This window comes from Streptomyces sp. NPDC030183, assembly GCF_055573455.1.
Map to the genome: position 1 here is coordinate 1 of NZ_JBVIBK010000012.1, position 17,256 is coordinate 17,256.

Here is a 17,256-nt window from a genome sequence, read left to right on the forward strand (position 1 = left end):
CGTCGCAATCCACACCGAACCGGAAGGCCCTCACCTGTTCAAGATCCCCCAGCCGAGACCTGGCTCACTCGTCCACAACCTCCCGAGACAGAACAGCTAGGCCCTGTCGTCACATTCCCACCTCCCCCCCTCCGGGCGACGGCGGGAATGTGACGACAGGGCCTAGACGGGAGAGGAGGTGACTGCCGGGGGGGTTGAAAAGGTGTTCACGGTGCCGCTCACCCCCGACGTAGGCTGAAGCTCCACGCCCGGTCCCCACTCCCCGACCGACCTGCCGAGGAGCGTCGTGATCACGACTGACCCCCCGGCCGAGCAGCAGCCCAACTGGCGGCTGCTGCTCGGCTATGTACGGCCCCACCGCTGGGCACTTCTGCTGGGCGCAGTGCTGTCCCTGGTCACCGGCGCGACGGGGCTCGCCCTGCCGCTGGTGGCGCGGGAGCTGATCGACGACCTGTCCCACGACCGGGCCATCACCTGGGCCTTGCTGCTGATGTCGGCGCTGGTCGTGGGCAACGCGGCGGTGGGCGCACTGGGTTCGTACGTGCTGCGGCGCACCGCCGAGTCGGTGGTGCTGGGCGCGCGGCGCACCCTGTCGTCGTATCTGCTGCGGCTGCGGATCACCGCGGTGGACCGCAGCGAGCCGGGCGATTTGATGGCGCGCATCACCTCCGACACGACACTGCTGCGCGAGGTCACCACCGACACCCTCGTGGGCCTCGGCACCGGCGGGCTCACCCTCGTCGCGACGGTGGCGCTGATGGGGTTCGTCGATCCGGTGCTGCTGGCCGTGACCCTGGGGGTGATCCTCGGCGCCGGGGTGGTGTTCGGGGTGATCGTCCCGCGCATCAACCGGGCGAGCCGGGCGGCGCAGGACGCCGTCGGGGCGATGGGCGCCTCGCTGGAACGGATCCTCGGCGCGCTGCGCACGGTGAAGGCGTCCGGCGCGGAGCACCGCGAGGAGGAGACCGTGCACGCGGCGGCGGAGGAGTCGTGGCGGCAGAGCGTACGGGCCGCCAAGTGGTCGGCGGCGGCCGGCAACACGGCCGGGCTCGCCATGCAGATCGCCTTCATCACGGTGCTGGCGGTGGGCGGCGCCCGGGTCGCCACCGGCGCGATCGACGTGGGCACGCTGGTGGCGTTCCTGCTGTACGTGTTCTATCTGATGTCGCCGATCCAGCAGGTCGTGGGTGCCATCACCCAGTACCAGACCGGTGCCGCCGCGCTCGCCCGTATCCAGGAGGCGCTGCGGCTGCCCGCCGAGCCGGCCGCCCGGCCCGCACCGCTGCCGGGACCGGACTGCGAACCCGCCGCGCTCGCCTTCACCGACGTCCGCTTCCGGTACGCCGAGGACCTGCCGTATGTGCACCACGGGGTGACGTTCGAGGTCCCGGCGCGGGGGATGACCGCGTTCGTGGGGCCCTCGGGCGCGGGCAAGACGACCGTGTTCTCGCTCATCGAGCGGTTCTACGACCCGGAGGCGGGCGTCATCACGGTCGACGGCCGGGACGTCACCACGTGGGAACTGCCCCGGCTGCGGGCGGCGATCGGCTATGTGGAGCAGGACGCTCCGGTGCTGTCCGGCACGCTGCGGGACAACCTGTTGCTGGGCAACCCGGGGGCCGACGAGGGCGAGCTGGGGCGGGTGCTGAAGACGACCCGGCTGGACGGTCTGGTCGCCAAGCTGCCGCAGGGCCTGGAGACGCTGGTCGGCCACCGGGGCACCAAGCTGTCCGGGGGTGAGCGCCAGCGTGTCGCCATCGCCCGTGCGCTGCTGCGGCGGCCGCGTCTGCTGCTGCTCGACGAGGCGACCAGCCAGCTGGACGCGGTCAACGAGGCGGCGCTGCGCGACACGGTCGCCGACGTGGCGCGGACGACGACGGTGCTGGTGGTGGCGCACCGGCTGTCCACGGTGACGATGGCCGACCGCATCGTGGTCATGGACGCCGGGCGGGTCCGCGCGGTCGGCACCCACCGGGAACTGGTGTCCGCCGACCCGCTGTACGCGGAGTTGGCGGCCACGCAGTTCCTGGCGTCCGACCTCAGCGCTCAGAACGGGTAGTGCGCCTGCTGGGTGGACATGGTCACCCAGCGGGTGTTCGAGAACGCCTCGATGCCCCAGCGGCCGCCGAACCGCCCGTAGCCGGAGGCCTTCACGCCGCCGAAGGGCACCTGGGGCTCGTCGGCCACGGACTGGTCGTTGATGTGCACGATGCCGGTGCGGATCCGGCGGGCGACGGCCAGTCCGTGGGTGGCGTTCTCGGTGATGATGCCGCAGCTCAGGCCGTTGTCGGTGTCGTTGGCGAGCTTCACGGCGATGTCGTCCTCGGCGAACGTCTCCAGGACGCAGAGCGGGCCGAAGGACTCGGCGTAGTACAGGTCGGCGTCCTTGGGGACGTCGGTGAGCACGGTCGCGGGGTGCACCGCGCCCTCGGGCCGGCCGCCCCCGGCGAGGACGGTGGCCCCCTTGGCGACCGCGTCCTCCACGAGCCCCGCGATCCGCTGGGCGGCGGCGGCGCTCACCAGCGGCCCGACCACGGTGTGCGGGTGGCCGGGGTCGCCCGCGCGCAGCGTGGCGACCTTGGCGGTGAACTTCTGCGCGAACTCCTCGGCCAGCGACTCGTGCACGAGGATCCGGTCGCCGGACATGCAGATCTGCCCGGCGTTCATGAAGACGCTGAAGGTGACGGCGTCGACCGCGTAGTCCACGTCGGCGTCGTCGAGGACGATGACCGCGTTCTTTCCGCCCAACTCCAGGACGGCGGGCTTGAGATGGCGGGCCGCGTGCTCGCCGATGATCCGGCCGACGTTGGTGGAGCCGGTGAAGTTCACCGCGCGCACCCGCTCGTCGGAGATCAGCGCCTCGGCGATCTCGGCCGCGTCCTCGGGCGCGTTGGTGATGACGTTGAGGACGCCGTCGGGCAGACCGGCCTCCCGGAACACGTCGGCGACCAGCAGACCGCAGGCGATGGGCGCGTCCTCGCTGGGCTTGACGACGACGGTGTTGCCGGCGGCCAGGGGAGCCGCGACGGCCCGTACGCCGAGGATGACGGGCGCGTTCCACGGCGCGAACGCCGCGACGACGCCGAGCGGTTCGCGGACGGCGAGGCTCAGCGCGCCCTCCTTCTGGGAGGAGAGGACCTCGCCGCGCGGGGCGGTGATGGCGGCCGCCGCCTCGCGCAGGATGTTGGCGGCGAGCATCACGTTGAACAGCGCCCAGGGGCGGGTGCCGCCCGCCTCCCGCGCCATGATCTCGGCGACCTGTTCGCCCCGGGCGTCCAGCAGGTCGGCGGCCTTGAAGAAGATCGCCCGCCGGGCGAAGGGCGCGAGGGCCGCCCACTCCTCGAACGCCGCGTCGGCGGCGTCCACGGCCCGCCGGACGTCCTCCGGTCCGGCCGCCGCGACCGTCGCGTACACCTCCCCGGTGTACGGCTCGAAGTCCTCGGTGGTGCGGCCGGACGCGGCGGGCACGTCCTTGCCGCCGATCAGAAGGTCACGGGTTATGGCCATGGCGCGGCTTCCTCGGGGGTACGGTCGACGACGGTACGGGAGTGGGCGATTCCCTCCCGCTTGTTCGTAAAGTGAAGATCACTTCACGTTACACACTCGTGATGCTCTGCCGGGGTCCCGGGAAAAGTCAAGGGCCCACCGCGCACAGCGTGGTGGGGCCCTTGGGTCCTGAGGAACCGTTTTCCTACTCGATGGCGCCGAGGAGCCCGAGGACGGGCGCGGCCAGGTCGGTGACCTGGTGCAGTTCGTTCAACTTGTTCAGTTCGTGGACCCGGTTCAGGTGGGCGAGCTGCTCGGAGGGGCGGGGGACGGAGTCCTTGTGCTGCTCCGGGAGGTCGGTGACCGTGAGGGAGTCCAGCGTCGCCATGGGGCTGAACGTGGTCACCGCGTCGGTGGCGCCGGCCGCGTTGGCCATCGGGGCGGCCAGGCCGGTGACACCGACGGCGAGCCCTACGGCGGCGACGATACGTCGAGTTGAGATCATGCCTTCAGCAACGCCGCGCGGCCCCGGACGGTCACGCCCGCTCACCCGTGAGGCGCACGGCGCGCGGCCGGTCCCCTCAGCGCTTGCCGGGTTCCGCGGGGCGGAGGAGCCTCGATAGCAGGAGCCCCTCGCGGCCCGCTCCCCCGCCGGGCCGCGGCCCTCGAAGGAGGTCACCCATGGGTACCGCGGCAAGCCCCGCGTTCGACACCGAGATGCTGCGCCGAGGCACCGAGCAGGCGGACGCGTCGACCCTGCTCTCCCTGTACGCCGACGACGCCGAGATGCGCGTCGTCGATCACAACACGCAGCCCAGCCACCCCAAGGTCCTGCACGGCCGGTCGGAGATCGGCGAGATGCTGGAGGACGTCTGCAGCCGGGAGATGACGCACAAGCTCGAGCAGTGCGTCGTCCAGGGCGACCAGGTCGCCTACACCGAGTCCTGCGAGTACCCGGACGGTGTGCGGGTCCTGGCGAGCTCGATGATCACCCTGCGCGACGGCAAGATCGTCGACCACACGCTGCTCCAGGCCTGGGACGAGTAGCCGGGCCGCATCCGGTCGGCCCCTTCCCATCGCCGGGAGACTGTTTCGCGTCATCGCGGCCCAGTCCGTCTGTTCCGGAGCGGTCGCGCCGCCATACTGGCCTGCGTGCGGGTAGCGATCATGACGGCGGGTTCCCGGGGCGACGTGGCGCCGTACACCGGGCTGGGGCACCGGCTGGTGCGGGCCGGGCACGAGGTCACCCTCGTGACGCACGACCGCTTCCGGCCGTTGGTGGCGGGCTCGGGGGTCCTCTTCCACGCGCTGCCCGTGGATCCGCGGGCCGAGCTGGAGTCGGACAGCGGACGGAGGCTGCACCGCAGCACCACCGGCGCCGGGAAGCTGCTGCGGGCGGTGCGCATGGCGCGCGAGGCGGTCGGAAGGATGGCCGACGACCTGGTGGCCGCGGCCCGCGCCGGCGACGCCCTGCTGCTGGCCGGCACGCTCGCCCCGTTCGGGCACGCGGTCGCCGAGGGGCTGTCGATCCCGAGTTTCGGCGTGAATCTCCAACCGCTGGCGCCGACCGGCGAGTTCGCGCCGCCGATGACCGGTGTGCGGTCCTGGGGGCCCGTCCTCAACCGGGCGGCCGGGCACGCGGTGAACATCTCCGTGGAGTGGGTCTTCGCGGAGGAGGTGCGCAGGCTGCGCGCCGCCCTCGGATTGCCGCGCACCGGGCGGATCGCGGGGCACCGGGCCCGGGACCGGCAGGGGTGGACGGTGTTCCACGGCTTCAGCACCCGGGTGGTGCCCCGGCCCGGCGACTGGCGGCCCGGACTGGATGTCACCGGGTACTGGTGGCCGTACGACCGCGAGGACCGGCTTCCCGCGGAGGTGCTGGACTTCCTCGACGCCGGACCGGCCCCGGTGTTCGTGGGTCTCGGCAGTGCCACGGTCCCGGACGCCCGGCGGATGAGCGACGAGGTCGTACGCGCCCTGCGGATGGCCGGGCTGCGCGGGGTGATCCAGCGTGGCTGGGGCGAACTGCGGGGTGAGGGCGACGACATGCTCACCATCGGCGAGATACCGCACTCCCTGCTCTTCCCCCGGATGGCCGCGGTCGTCCACCACGCGGGCGCCGGCACCACCGCGGCGGGCCTGCGCGCCGGTGTTCCCGCCGTGCCGGTCCCCGTCCAGTTCGACGAGGCGTTCTGGGCGGCCCGGCTCGTCGCCCTCGGGGTGTCACCGGGAGCGGTGCCGCTACGGGGCTTCACCGCCGACGCCCTGGCCGCCGCGCTGCGGCGGGCGACCACCGACCCGGCGTACGGCCGCCGGGCCCGGACCCTGGCGGAGGAGTTGGCCGCGGAGGACGGGGTGGCACCGGTCCTGCGGGCGCTGAACCGACTGGCGACCTGAACCGGCGGAGCGGCACGGCGAGGCGAGCGTCCGGGCGCCCCGGGGGGCGCCCCCCAACGCCTCACGTGCCCTCCGGTCGCCACCCCACCGGACGGAGGATTCCCAGGAGGAGCCGGACCAGTTCGTCGACCACCTCGTCGAGGTCGGCGTCGACGTATCCGGCCTGCCAGTCGTGGAGGAGGCCGTTGACGCTGCCGATGAAGGCCGTGGCGGCGAGACGGTAGTCGCGGTGGGCGGCCTCGCCGCGGTCGGCGGCCGCGGCGGCCTCCGCGCAGAGGAAGTCGACCCAGCGGGAGCGCCGTTCGAGACGCTGGCGTTCGAGGCGGGGGCTCACGCCGATGATCTCGGTGAAGGTGATGCGCAGCCGACGCGGGTCCCCGGTGACGTTCGCTGCGTAGGCGCGGAACGCCGCGGCGACCCGCTCGGCGACCGGCCTGCCGTCCGCCGTGGCGAGGCCGGCGAGCGCGGCCTCCTCGGCCCAGTCGTTGACCTGGAGGTGGAGCGCGGCCAGGACGTCCTCCAGGGTGCGGAACTCCTCGTAGAACTGACGGGTCGACAGGCCGGCCGCCTCGCTGAGGGCCGCGATGGTCGTGCCCCGGAACCCGGGGCTGTCGCCGAAGAGTTGGAGGGCCGCGTCGAGGAAGCGGCGCCGGCGCTCGGCCTGGCGCTCCTCGGCGGACCGTCCCCCGTAACGGCCGGTGGGCTGTTTGAGCCTGCCCGCCACGCTTCTCCTCCCGACATGGCATCACCCGTTCGACGGCCGAACCGGTGCTCGCTCGATTTTGTCGCGTCCGTGGTCTTGTGGAGAAGCGCACCCGTTCCTTACTTTCCAGTAAGTCCACTCTGAACGCTGACGTATTCAGATTCTCCACCCTGTTCTCTCCCCAGAGCCGCCTTGTCATGCCCCCAGCAAGCAGGAGGAACCAGCCATGATCCCCACCCCCGGGCCCCGGAGGCGCCGGATGCGTCACCTCGGTGCCGTGGCCGCCGCGCTGACCCTGACCGCCTCCGCCGCCGCGTCCGCCTCCGCCGCCCCCTCGGCCGCCGACGCGGACCTGCGCGAGGTGATGTTCGTCGGCAACAACTGGGAGGGCACCGCCGACGTCATCAAGGCCACGGGTGACTTCGCGAAGATCGGCCGGGTGAACGTCGTCCCGGACAAGGCCCAGCGAATGGCGGAGATCAACGCCGACCCGATCAAGTGGATCGCCTTCATGACGATCCGCAACAGCGTGGGAGAGGGCCACGACCAGTTCGTGGACGACATGTACTCCACACCCGACGGCTCGGCGATGGTCGTCTCCCGCCCCAGCTTCGCCGACGTGGTGTCGATCAACCTGACCACCGGCGCCATCAACTGGCGTTTCCCGGTGTCGGGCTTCCGCGCCGACCACATGGCGGTCTCCCCCGACGGCAAGCGGGTCGCGGTCTCGGCGTCGACGGGGAACACCGTGCACGTGCTGGACATCGTCACCGGCAAGCAGGTCGGTTCCTTCAAGACGGGCGACAAGCCGCACGAGAACATCTTCACCCGTGACGGCAAGTACATCTGGAACATGGCCATCGGCGACGTGAACACCCAGAGCGACGCCCCGTGGCTGGACTGGACGAAGGGCGACCGGAAGATCACCGTCGCCGACGCGAACACCTTCCAGCAGGTCAAGGTGATCGACATGCGCGACCGGCTCAACGCGATCGGACTGAACGACTACTCGGACGCGGTGCGCCCCGCCGCGTTCTCGCCCGACGAGACGAAGCTGTACTTCCAGGTGTCGTTCTTCAACGGCTTCTTCGAGTACGACATCACCACCGACAAGATCACCCGGACCAAGACCCTGCCGAAGTCCCCCGGGGTCAGCGACGACCGCACCACCTTCGTCAACGACTCACGCCACCACGGCCTCACGATGAAGCCGGACGGCACCAAGCTGTGCATCGCGGGGACGATGGACGACTACGCCACCGTCGTGGACCGCGCGACCTTCCAGGAGGGCCCGCTCGTCCCCGTCTCCAAGCCGTACTGGTCGACCGTCAGCGGGGACGGCAAGTCCTGTGTGGTCTCCGAGAGCGGCGCCGACCAGGTCACCGTGATCGACTTCGCCACCGGGAAGAAGACCCTGTCCGTGCCGGTCGGCGACCACCCGCAGCGGGTGCGGGTGGCAAAGGTGCCGACCGGCTGGACCGGTCCCTCCGCTAACTGAACTCAGAGGCCAGCCACCCCGACAGCTCCGTGCGCGCCGCGTCCAACCGCGTCGCGGACGGGGCTGTCGCGCCGTTGGTGACCAGCGCGTAGTGCAGCTTCCCCGTGTCCGGGGCGGTGAGCAGCAGCCGGCGGCTGCCGGTGCCGCCGGGTTCCTTGGCCGCCGCGACCGGCGTGGCCGTGGTGTACGCCGGCGGCGAGGAGGTCACCCCGAGGTCGGACACCACCGTGGTGGACCCGGTGGGGAAGGACGCCGGCAGGTGCAGTTCCGTCGGCTCGGTGCTGCCGTCGGAGCGCCACACCAGCAGGGCGTACTGCCCGGACCCGACGAGCGAGGAGACGTTCGGCAGGGTGCTGGGCACCGGGTTCCAGGTCAGCGTGGTGGAGCCGTCGCGGGAGCGGTCCTCGTAGGTGAAGGCGAGGGCGCTGCCCGCCGTGGCGCTCGGGTAGACCCGGTCGAGGAGCCGGGCGTCCTGGCGGAGCACGGCCGTACCGGAGTCGTCGAGGCGTACGGCGGAGAGGTCCTCGCCGTTCCAGGCGTCGCCCTCGGTCTGCACCTTGTCGGGGTTGTCGTTCATCAGCTCGTGGTGGCGGCCGTGGTAGATGTCCCACTGCCACTGCGAACCGGACAGCACCGGACCGGAGGCGGCCGGGTCCGACCACCAACTTCCGCCCTTCACACGGGAGTCGAGCGCCTGGTACATGGCCTTGTAGACCGTGGGCGCCTTGTCGGAGACCGACCCGGCGAGCGGATGCCCGAACTCGCTGACGATCGCGGTCGTCCCTCCGGCGGCGGCCCGGTCACGGACGCTCCCGAAGTCGGCGGTGTACTGGCCGTTCTCCGCCTTGCCCCACATGAAGACACCGGAGATCGCCTTCTGGTCGTAGAAGTGGGTGTTGAAGACGTAGCGCGGCCCGATGGTGCCCGCGTCGAGCAGTCCGCCCTCCTGCTTCTGGAAGTCGATGTTGGCGTTCCAGAACAGGTTGGGCTCGACGAAGGCGGGCTTGGACTGCCAGCCCGCGGCGTCCATCCGGGAGCGGAACTTGACGTAGAACGGCCACAGGACGTCCTTCTCCCACGCCCTGCTCGTCTGCCCGGAGTCGAGGACGCCGGGATGCGGCTCGTTCCACGGGTCGAAGCCGACGACGCCCTGGAACTGTGCTGCCGAGAGGTGCTGCTTGATGTACGCCATGGTCTTCTGGGCGGTGGCCAGGAAGGAGTCCTGGACACCGTACGCGTTGTGCCAGAAGTCGTGCGTCGACTTCGTCACGGCGGCGTTCGAGGTGATGTTCTGCCCCCAGAACGGGCAGATGCCGCAGTACTCGTCGGGGTAGTTCCCGAGGTCGACGGCCCACTTGGGGGCGCCGTCGCCGGTGTACCAGCTGTCGGGGTCGAACAGCCAGCGGGAGTAGAGGTCCTGGTGGAAGTCCGGGTAGACCCGGATACCGGCGTCGAGGAAGGCGCCCATCTGGGCGGTGGCCGCCGAGAGGTAGGCGGTGTCCACCTGGCCCCGCACGGGCTCGGCGTACGCCCAGGACAGCAGGAAGCGGACGGAGTTGCCGCCGCCGAGCGCCCGGAGCGCGGTCGCCGACTTCCGGGCGTCGGCGACCGAGGCGAAGGGCAGACCGTTGTTCTCCTTGAGCTTCGTCTCGCCCGAGACGTTGTAGCCGCGCAGGACGACCTCGCGGCCGAGGCCGTCCTTGAACCTGCCGCCGTCGACCGTGAGGGTCGCGGCGGCCTGGGAGTCGAACCAGAGTTCGTCAGTGAGAGCGGAGGCGGGCTGGGTGGGGCCCGCCGTGGTCAGGAAGCCGGTGACGAGGACCAGGACACCGAGCAGACGTATGCGCAATTTTGACATGTCCGCCACATTCGACATGTCCCCTACAGTCCCAATGGACAGCCGAGGCGTCAATAGCATCTGACGCACGAGTAAGTACCCGTTTTCGCAGGACAGTTCACCTGCAACGGCGATTCTGCGCCGCCACCACTCCCCCGGGCCGCGTCCTGCTCCCGCTCCCGCTTCCCAGGAAAACGTTCCGGTGTGGGTCACGCGGTTCTGCGAACGCGGCTGTGACCACGGCCTTTCGGCGCTGCCCGAAAGCCGTGGCCTGCTTTTCGATGCGCGGACCACACTGAGGCCGAACCCCAGGAGCCCCACCAGGCCCGAGGACCACAGAGGAGATCACATGAGCGTGACAGGTTTCAGAAAGCGGGCGGCCGCGATGGTCGTGACGTTGATCGCCGCACTGGCCCTTCCGCTGGCGGCGCAGGCGCCGGCACAGGCAGCACCCAACGTTGCGGCCGGAAGGGCCGCTTGGACACCGGAGATCTATCCGCTGTACTCGGGCGAGCGGGTATGGGCACGGAATGTGCCGAGTGCCGATCGGAACGCGCAGCTAGGTGCGTGCTCCTGGGCATCTGGGATCGCCTGCGTGTCGGTCGGCCAGGGCGACGGCACTCACAGCATCTTCCACCTGTTCAGGTGCGAGACGCGTTCGCTCTCGAACTTCATCGACGCGCTGGCTGTTCGCAACAACCAGACCGGCGGAGCCGTAGTCCGTTTCTGGGGGCCCAACTATCGCGCCAGCATCGAGGCGAACGGCCGGATCACCGAGATCGTCCCGAACGAGGCGGTGTACGACTTCACTCACATCGACATCTGCTGATGGCACATCGACCCGGGCACGCCGGCCGTGATGTCCTGGCCGGAAGCCTGTGCGGTGACGGCCGCGGAGCGAGCTTGGGCCCGCGCGGCCGTCACCGCCCTCTGGCGAGGGTCAGTCCCTGGCCGCTCGCTCGCCCGTCGGGCGCCTGCGCAGGGTCGGCTCGGTGAGGGCGCGGGGCTGCCAGACGCCGTCGGCCCGGTAGAGGTCCGTGCCCGGCGCCACGATCTCGTCGATCCGGTCGAGCACCGCGTCGTCGAGCACCAGGTCGGCCCCCTTGAGCAGCGAGGTGAGCTGGTCCATCGTGCGCGGGCCGATGATGACCGACGTGACAGCCGGGTGCACCAGCGGGAACGCGACGGCCAGTTCCGGCAGGGTGCGGCCCATCTCCTCGGCGAGGGCGACGAGGCGCTCGACGGCCGCGTACTTCTGCGCGTTGCCCGGGAGCGCCGGGTCGAAGCGGTGCGGGGTGAGCCTGGGCCGGCCGGTGGTGAGGTCGACCGGCCGGCCCTCGCGGTAGGCGCCGGACAGGAAGCCCGAGGCGAGCGGCGACCAGGTCAGCACCCCCATGCCCAGACGCTGGGCGGTGGGCAGCACGGCCCGTTCGACGCCGCGCGCGAGGATCGAGTACGGCGGCTGCTCGGTGCGCAGCCTCATCAAGCCGCGCCGCTCCGCCACGTGGTGGGCCTCGACGAGGTCCTCCGCCGGGAACGTGGAGCAGCCGAACGCCCTGATCTTGCCCGCCCGTACCAGGTCGGTGAGGGCCGACAGCGTCTCCTCGATGTCGGTGGTGTGGTCGGGCCGGTGCACCTGGTAGAGGTCGATCCAGTCGGTGTCCAGCCGCCGCAGGCTGTCCTCGACGGCCCGCACGATCCAGCGGCGGGAGTTGCCGCTGCGGTTGCGTCCCTCACCCAGCGGGAAGTGCACCTTGGTGGCGAGCACGATGTCGTCGCGCACGCCCTTGAGCGCCTTGCCGACGATCTCCTCGCTCTCTCCGCTCGAGTACATGTCGGCGGTGTCCACGAAGTTGACGCCGGCGTCCAGCGCGGCGTGGATGATCCGCGCGCTGTCCTCGTGGTCAGGGTTGCCGACGGCGCCGAACATCATCGTGCCGAGGCAGTGGGTGCTGACCTCGATGCCGGTCTTGCCGAGGACTCGATAGCGCATGCCGATGCTCCGTCGCAGGTGGGGTGGGTCGGAGCGTCAGCCTAGGAGTTGAAGTGCACTCCACGGCAAGGGACAAGGGCGGGGGCGGCTCCGGTGGCTTCCACCCCACCCGTCCGCCCCGCCCCGTCCGCTGCGCCCGCCCGTCACCCGGCGGTCAGCCGAAGGCTTCGCGCAACGCGGGCAGCAGCGTCTTCTCCGACCAGTCCAGATAGGCGGGCTGGGACTCGCCGCCGATCTGCACCAGGGCGATCTCGGTGAACCCGGCCTCGGCGTAGGGCCGTACGGCCTCGACGAAGGCGTCCGGGTCGTCGCCGCACGGGATGGACTCGGCGACGTCCTCCGGCCGGACGAACTGGGTGGCCGAGGCGAACGAATCGGGGTGCGGCAGCTCGGAGTTGACCTTCCAGCCGCTGCCGAACCAGCGGAACTGGTCGTGGGCGCGCCGGACGGCCGTGTCGCGGTCGGGGTCGTAGCAGATCGGCAGCTGGCCCACGCGCGGCTTGCCCTCGCCTCCGTGCCGGTCGAAGGCGCGCAGCAGCTCCGCCTCCGGCTCCGTGGCGATGACCAGGTCGGCGACCCTGCCCGCGAGGGCGCAGGACTGCTCGCCGGAGACGGCGACGCCGAGGGGCGGCGGTTCGTCCGGCAGGTCCCACAGCCGGGCGGACTCCACGTCGAAGTGCGTGCCGTGGTGGGTGACATGGCCGCCCTCGAAGAGCGCCCGGATGATCTCCACCGCCTCTTCGAGCATCTCGTGCCGCACGTCGACGGACGGCCAGCCGCCGCCCACGACGTGCTCGTTGAGGTTCTCGCCGGAACCGAGCCCGAGCCGGAACCGCCCCTCGGACAGCAGTTGCATCGTGGCCGCCTTCTGCGCCACCACGGCCGGGTGGTAGCGGAACGACGGGCACGTCACGTAGGTCATCAGGGGGATGCGGGAGGTCGCCTGGGCTGCGGCGCCGAGCACGCTCCACGCGTACGGCGAGTGGCCCTGCGAACGCAGCCACGGGAAGTAGTGGTCGGAGGTGACCGAGAAGTCGAAGCCGGCGTCCTCGGCCCGGACGACATGGTCGACGAGCTCACGGGGACCGGCCTGCTCGGTCATCATCGTGTATCCGATGTGCACCATGGGGCCCGGGTCCCCGACCGGGGCGGGTCCGAAACAACCCGTCCGGAGGGGCGGCGGGGGCGGAACTGTCGGACGCTGGAAGCGCGGGGGTGGTGAGAGGAGCGCGGGCCATGCGTGAGGTCCTCCCTGCGGTCGGCGAGTGGTACGCGGCGGGCGCCCCGTTCGGGCTCGCGACCGTCGTCACGGTCAGCCGGAGCGCGCCCCGGGAGCCGGGAGCCGCCCTGGCGGTCGGCCCCGGGGGCGAGGTCGTGGGCAGTGTGTCCGGCGGCTGCGTGGAGGGCGCGGTGTTCGAGCTGGCCCAGGAGGTGGTGGCGTCCGGCCAGGCGCGGCTGGAGACGTTCGGGTACAGCGACGAGGACGCGTTCGCGGTGGGTCTCACCTGCGGCGGGGAGATCGGTGTGCTGGTGCGGCGGGTGGCACCGGAGGCGGACCCGGCGCTGGGGGAGGTCGTCCGGTCGGTGGCCGCCGGGCGGCCGGTGACGCTGGCGACCGTCGTCGACGGCCCCGCGCCGCGCGGTGCCACGCTCGCCGTCCGGCCTGAGGCGGTGTCCGGCTCCCTCGGCGCGGCCGGGCTGGACGCGGCGGTCGCCGCCGACGCGCGCGGCGAGCTGGCCCTCGGTGCCACCGTCGAGCGGCACTACGGGCCGCACGGCGAGCGCCGCGAGGACGCCGTCCGTGTCTTCCTCCACTCGTTCGCGCCGCCGCCCCGCATGCTGGTGTTCGGCGCGATCGACTACGCGGCCGCGGTCGCCCGGATCGGCGGCTTCCTGGGCTATCGGGTGACGGTGTGCGACGCCCGCCCGGTCTTCGCGACGCAGCGGCGGTTCCCCGACCCGGTAGAGGTCGTCGTCGAGTGGCCGCACCGCTTTCTGCGGGAGACGCCCACCGACGACCGCACGGTCGTCTGCGTGCTCACCCACGACCCGAAGTTCGACGTGCCGCTGCTGGAGGAGGCGCTGCGCCGGCCGGCCGCGTACATCGGGGCGATGGGCAGCCGCCGTACACACGACGACCGGATGCGGCGACTGCGGGAGGCCGGTCTCGGTGAGGCCGAGCTGGCCCGGCTGCGCTCCCCCGTCGGCCTCGACCTGGGCGCCCGTACGCCCGAGGAGGTGGCGGTGTCCGTCGCGGCGGAGATCGTCGCGCTCAGATGGGGTGGCAGCGGGGTGCCGCTGACGGCGACGTCCGGGGTGATCCATCCGCCGGTCCCGTGAGAGCCGCGGCCGGGCACCCGTGCCGGTGCCCGGTGGGGGTCAGGTGCGTGGCGGCAGCCGGTGCAGGCGTACGTCCCTCAGTTCGCCGGCGTCCGCGGTCGCCGTCATGTAGGTGCAGTGCGGCTGCCGGCGCCGGTCCGTCGGGGAGCCCGGGTTGAGCAGGCGGAGACCGGTGTCGGCGGTGGTGTCCCAGGGGATGTGGCTGTGGCCGAAGACGAGGACGTCGGTGTCGGGGAAGCGGTCGGCGCAGCGGCGTTCACGGCCCTGTGCGGGACCGGTCTCGTGGACGACGGCGAGGCGCAGTCCGTCCAGGTCGGCGCGGGCCACCTCGGGCAGGCGGGCGCGCAGGGCGGGGCCGTCGTTGTTGCCGTACACGCCGATCAGGCGGCGGGAGCGCTGTTCGAGGAGGTCGAGGGTGGCCTCGTCGACCCAGTCGCCGGCGTGGACGACCACGTCGGCGTGCGGGAGGTCGGCGAGGAGCCGCTCGGGCAGCGCCTTGGCGCGCTTGGGCAGGTGGGTGTCGGACATCAGGAGCAGGCGCACACCTCCAGGGTGTCAGCCGATGGGGATCTCCGCCCACACCTGCTTGCCGCCGCTTGCCGGCACGGTGCCCCAGGCCGACGCCATGGCCTCGACGAGCAGGATGCCGCGGCCGCCGGTGGCCTCCCAGCCGATGCTGGTCGGCTTGATCGGGGTGCGGGGCGAGGTGTCGGCGACGGCGACGCGCAGCCGGTCGTGGAGGAGCGTGAGGTCGAGGCGGACCCGCCCGTCGGTGTGCACGAGGGCGTTGGTGACGAGTTCGGAGACCACCAGGAGGACGGCGTCAGCCTCGTCGCGGATGCCCCAGGCCCGCAGGACGCGCCGGGTGTAGCGGCGGGCCTGGCCGACCGCCTGGGGCACCCGCCAGACCGTCCAGTTCTCGCGGCGCGGGCGCAGTGCCATGCCGTCGTAGCGCACGAGGAGCAGGGCGACGTCGTCGTCGCGGTTGGCGCCGCCGAGCAGGGTGTCGGCGACGGCACCGAGGTGGGCGGGGTCGGCGGTGGACAGGCCGGCGGCGAGCTGGTCGAGCCCGTCCTCCACGTCGAGGTCCGCGGACTCGACGAGGCCGTCCGTGGTGAGCGCGAGGAGGGTGCCGGGGGCCAGGCGCAGCGAGCTCATGGGGAAGTCGGCCTGCCGGAGCACGCCGAGCGGGGGGCCGCCGTCGGACGCGGGGATCTCGGCTTCCCCGTCCGGGTGGCGCAGCACGGGCGGGATGTGGCCGGCGCGGACGTACCAGGCGAGGCCCTCCTCCATGTCGACGTCGACATAGCAGCAGGTGGCGAAGAGGTCGGTCTCCATGTCGACGAGGAGGCGGTTGGCGTGCGAGACGACGACGTCCGGGGGGTGCCCCTCGACGGCGTACGCGCGCAGGGCGGTGCGCATCTGGCCCATGAGGGTGGCGGCGCCCGCGTTGTGGCCCTGGACGTCGCCGATGACGAACGCGACGTGGTTGTCGGGCAGGGGGATCACGTCGTACCAGTCGCCGCCGACCTCCAGCCCGGCGGTGGTGGGCAGATAGCGGGCGACGGCGACCGCGCCGGGCAGCTGCGGCAGGCGGCGCGGGAGGAGGGTGCGCTGGAGCATGCCGACGAGTTCGTGCTCGGCGTCGAAGGCGTGGGCCCGCATCAGGGCCTGGCCCGCGAGGCCGGCGGCAGCGGTCAGCAGCGCGCGTTCCTCGGGGCCGAAGTCGTGGGGGCTGTCCCAGCCGATCAGGCAGGCCCCGGCCATCCGGCCGCCGGCCGGCAGCGGGAGGACGGCGAGGCCGCCGGGGCCGACCTCGGCGAGCGCGGGTTCCAGATCGGCGTCGGCGGGCCAGATAGCGGCGCGGCCCTCGCGGAGCGCCGTGGCGAGGGTCGGCATGGTGCGCACCGGCGCGTCGGGCCATTCGGAGCGCCACTCGGTGCGCCAGACCTCCGGCCACGCCTCGGGTTGCGGCGGGTCGAGGACGGTGACGACGAGGCGGTCCCCCTCCAGTTCCGCGAGGGCGATCCGGTCCGCCTGGAGGGGCTTGCGGAGGGCGGCGACGACGGCCTGGCTGACGTCGCGGACGGTGCCGGCGGTGGCCAGGGCGGCGGCGAGGCGCTGGACGCGGGCCACGTCGCCGCGGCCGGTGCGCAGGGTGGAGGCGTCGGCGACGGTGCCGACGAGCCGGGGCGGGCGGTCCTCGCCGCCGGGCAGCAGCCGGCCGCGCAGCCTGAGCCATTTCTGCTCGCCGGAGGGCTGGCGGATGCGGAACTCCAGCTCCCGGTCGCCGATGGTCATGTGGTCCGCTTCCACGACGGACATCACGGCGGGCAGGTCCTCGGGCACGGTCATCGCGAGCAGGGTCTCGACCCGGCCCTCGAAGTCGTCGGGGCCGATCCCGAACAGTTCCAGCAGCTGGTCGTCGACCTCGACCTGTCCGGTGTCCATGGCCAGGTCGAACGAGGCGCCCGGCCCGAGGGAGGGGGGCGGGGCCGCCCGGGTGACCGCCTGGGCGAACAGGTCGAGGCAGCTCCGGTCCTCGGCGGTGAAGCCGTCCGGGTCGTCGCTCACGGCGAGCAGACAGCCCCGCTCGTCCAGTGGCGGCACCCCCACGGAGAACTCCCCGACGACCGAGCGGCGGGCGTCCGCGTCCTGGACGAGGTCGGCGGATCCGCGCCACACCGGCCGGCCCGTGCGGGCCACCTCGGCGAGGGAGGTGACGCCGGAGACCGGATAGCTGTCGAGCAGCCCGTACAGGCTCGTCGGGACTCCGGCCGACGCGGTCAGCGAGAGCAGGTCGCCCTCGTCGTCCGGGGTGTACACGGCGGCGAGCGTCGCCCGTGTGAAGACGAGCACCTGTTCGAGGATGGCGTGGAGCCGGTCCCGTGGATCGAGGTCGTCGGCCAGCGCCTCCAGGGCGAGTTCGGCACGCGGCTTCCTCGCTCCGCGTCCCGCCGCGCCCACACTCGCCACGTCCGCAATTACAGCGCTTCCCGCAC

At 72.2% G+C, this 17,256-nt stretch carries 14 protein-coding genes; 6 read left to right on the forward strand and 8 right to left on the reverse strand.

Annotated elements, in window-relative coordinates; translation table 11 throughout:
- The first annotated feature begins 289 nt into the window (after positions 1-289).
- Positions 290-2,059 carry an ABC transporter ATP-binding protein gene (locus ACZ4Z2_RS16170; protein WP_468076696.1) on the forward strand — a complete coding sequence of 590 codons (1,770 nt, stop codon included), beginning with the start codon at positions 290-292 and terminating at the stop codon, positions 2,057-2,059.
- Here ACZ4Z2_RS16170 and ACZ4Z2_RS16175 read toward each other — a convergent pair.
- Both ACZ4Z2_RS16175 and ACZ4Z2_RS16180 read right to left on the reverse strand, forming a co-directional pair.
- A complete protein-coding gene (locus tag ACZ4Z2_RS16175) occupies positions 2,047-3,507 on the reverse strand; it encodes an aldehyde dehydrogenase family protein (RefSeq protein ID WP_468076400.1) in 1,461 nt (486 codons plus the stop codon). The genes ACZ4Z2_RS16170 and ACZ4Z2_RS16175 overlap by 13 nt on opposite strands.
- A gap of 184 nt (positions 3,508-3,691) precedes the next feature.
- A complete protein-coding gene (locus ACZ4Z2_RS16180) occupies positions 3,692-3,991 on the reverse strand; it encodes a hypothetical protein (protein ID WP_468076402.1) in 300 nt (99 codons plus the stop codon).
- Positions 3,992-4,167: 176 nt separating this feature from the next.
- On the opposite strand from ACZ4Z2_RS16180, the gene ACZ4Z2_RS16185 reads away from it, so the two are divergent.
- Positions 4,168-4,533, forward strand: a complete 366-nt coding sequence (locus tag ACZ4Z2_RS16185) for a nuclear transport factor 2 family protein (protein WP_468076404.1) — start codon at positions 4,168-4,170, stop codon at positions 4,531-4,533.
- Between the two features lie 120 nt (positions 4,534-4,653).
- Positions 4,654-5,883, forward strand: coding sequence for a glycosyltransferase (locus ACZ4Z2_RS16190; protein WP_468076698.1), 1,230 nt, complete (start codon positions 4,654-4,656; stop codon positions 5,881-5,883).
- A gap of 61 nt (positions 5,884-5,944) precedes the next feature.
- Here ACZ4Z2_RS16190 and ACZ4Z2_RS16195 read toward each other — a convergent pair whose 3' ends face one another.
- Positions 5,945-6,607: a TetR/AcrR family transcriptional regulator gene (locus tag ACZ4Z2_RS16195; protein ID WP_468076406.1), complete on the reverse strand. Its 663-nt coding sequence runs from the start codon at positions 6,605-6,607 to the stop codon at positions 5,945-5,947.
- 205 nt (positions 6,608-6,812) lie between these two features.
- Here ACZ4Z2_RS16195 and ACZ4Z2_RS16200 point away from each other — a divergent pair, with 205 nt between their 5' ends.
- Entirely contained in the window at positions 6,813-8,084 is a 1,272-nt protein-coding gene (locus ACZ4Z2_RS16200) for a YncE family protein (RefSeq protein ID WP_468076408.1), read from the forward strand.
- Here the strand turns inward: ACZ4Z2_RS16200 and ACZ4Z2_RS16205 are convergent.
- Complete coding sequence (locus ACZ4Z2_RS16205; RefSeq protein ID WP_468076410.1) at positions 8,077-9,942, reverse strand: endoglycosylceramidase; 1,866 nt, start codon at positions 9,940-9,942, stop codon at positions 8,077-8,079. The genes ACZ4Z2_RS16200 and ACZ4Z2_RS16205 overlap by 8 nt on opposite strands.
- 328 nt (positions 9,943-10,270) lie before the next feature.
- Between ACZ4Z2_RS16205 and ACZ4Z2_RS16210 the strand changes: the two genes are divergently transcribed.
- A complete protein-coding gene (locus ACZ4Z2_RS16210) occupies positions 10,271-10,750 on the forward strand; it encodes a hypothetical protein (RefSeq protein WP_468076412.1) in 480 nt (159 codons plus the stop codon).
- Between the two features lie 111 nt (positions 10,751-10,861).
- On the opposite strand, the gene ACZ4Z2_RS16215 is transcribed toward ACZ4Z2_RS16210, so the two are convergent.
- Both ACZ4Z2_RS16215 and ACZ4Z2_RS16220 read right to left on the reverse strand, forming a co-directional pair.
- Complete coding sequence (locus ACZ4Z2_RS16215; RefSeq protein ID WP_468076414.1) at positions 10,862-11,914, reverse strand: aldo/keto reductase; 1,053 nt, start codon at positions 11,912-11,914, stop codon at positions 10,862-10,864.
- A 154-nt stretch (positions 11,915-12,068) separates the two neighbouring features.
- Positions 12,069-13,040: an LLM class F420-dependent oxidoreductase gene (locus ACZ4Z2_RS16220; protein ID WP_468076416.1), complete on the reverse strand. Its 972-nt coding sequence runs from the start codon at positions 13,038-13,040 to the stop codon at positions 12,069-12,071.
- Positions 13,041-13,150: 110 nt separating this feature from the next.
- On the opposite strand from ACZ4Z2_RS16220, the gene ACZ4Z2_RS16225 reads away from it, so the two are divergent.
- Positions 13,151-14,254 (forward strand): XdhC family protein, encoded by a 1,104-nt coding sequence (locus ACZ4Z2_RS16225; RefSeq protein WP_468076418.1) that lies wholly within the window; start codon positions 13,151-13,153, stop codon positions 14,252-14,254.
- A gap of 39 nt (positions 14,255-14,293) precedes the next feature.
- Here the strand turns inward: ACZ4Z2_RS16225 and ACZ4Z2_RS16230 are convergent, their stop codons facing one another.
- Positions 14,294-14,797 (reverse strand): metallophosphoesterase family protein, encoded by a 504-nt coding sequence (locus tag ACZ4Z2_RS16230; RefSeq protein ID WP_468076420.1) that lies wholly within the window; start codon positions 14,795-14,797, stop codon positions 14,294-14,296.
- Between the two features lie 12 nt (positions 14,798-14,809).
- Positions 14,810-17,230 (reverse strand): SpoIIE family protein phosphatase, encoded by a 2,421-nt coding sequence (locus ACZ4Z2_RS16235; protein WP_468076422.1) that lies wholly within the window; start codon positions 17,228-17,230, stop codon positions 14,810-14,812.
- Between the last annotated feature and the right edge of the window lie 26 nt (positions 17,231-17,256).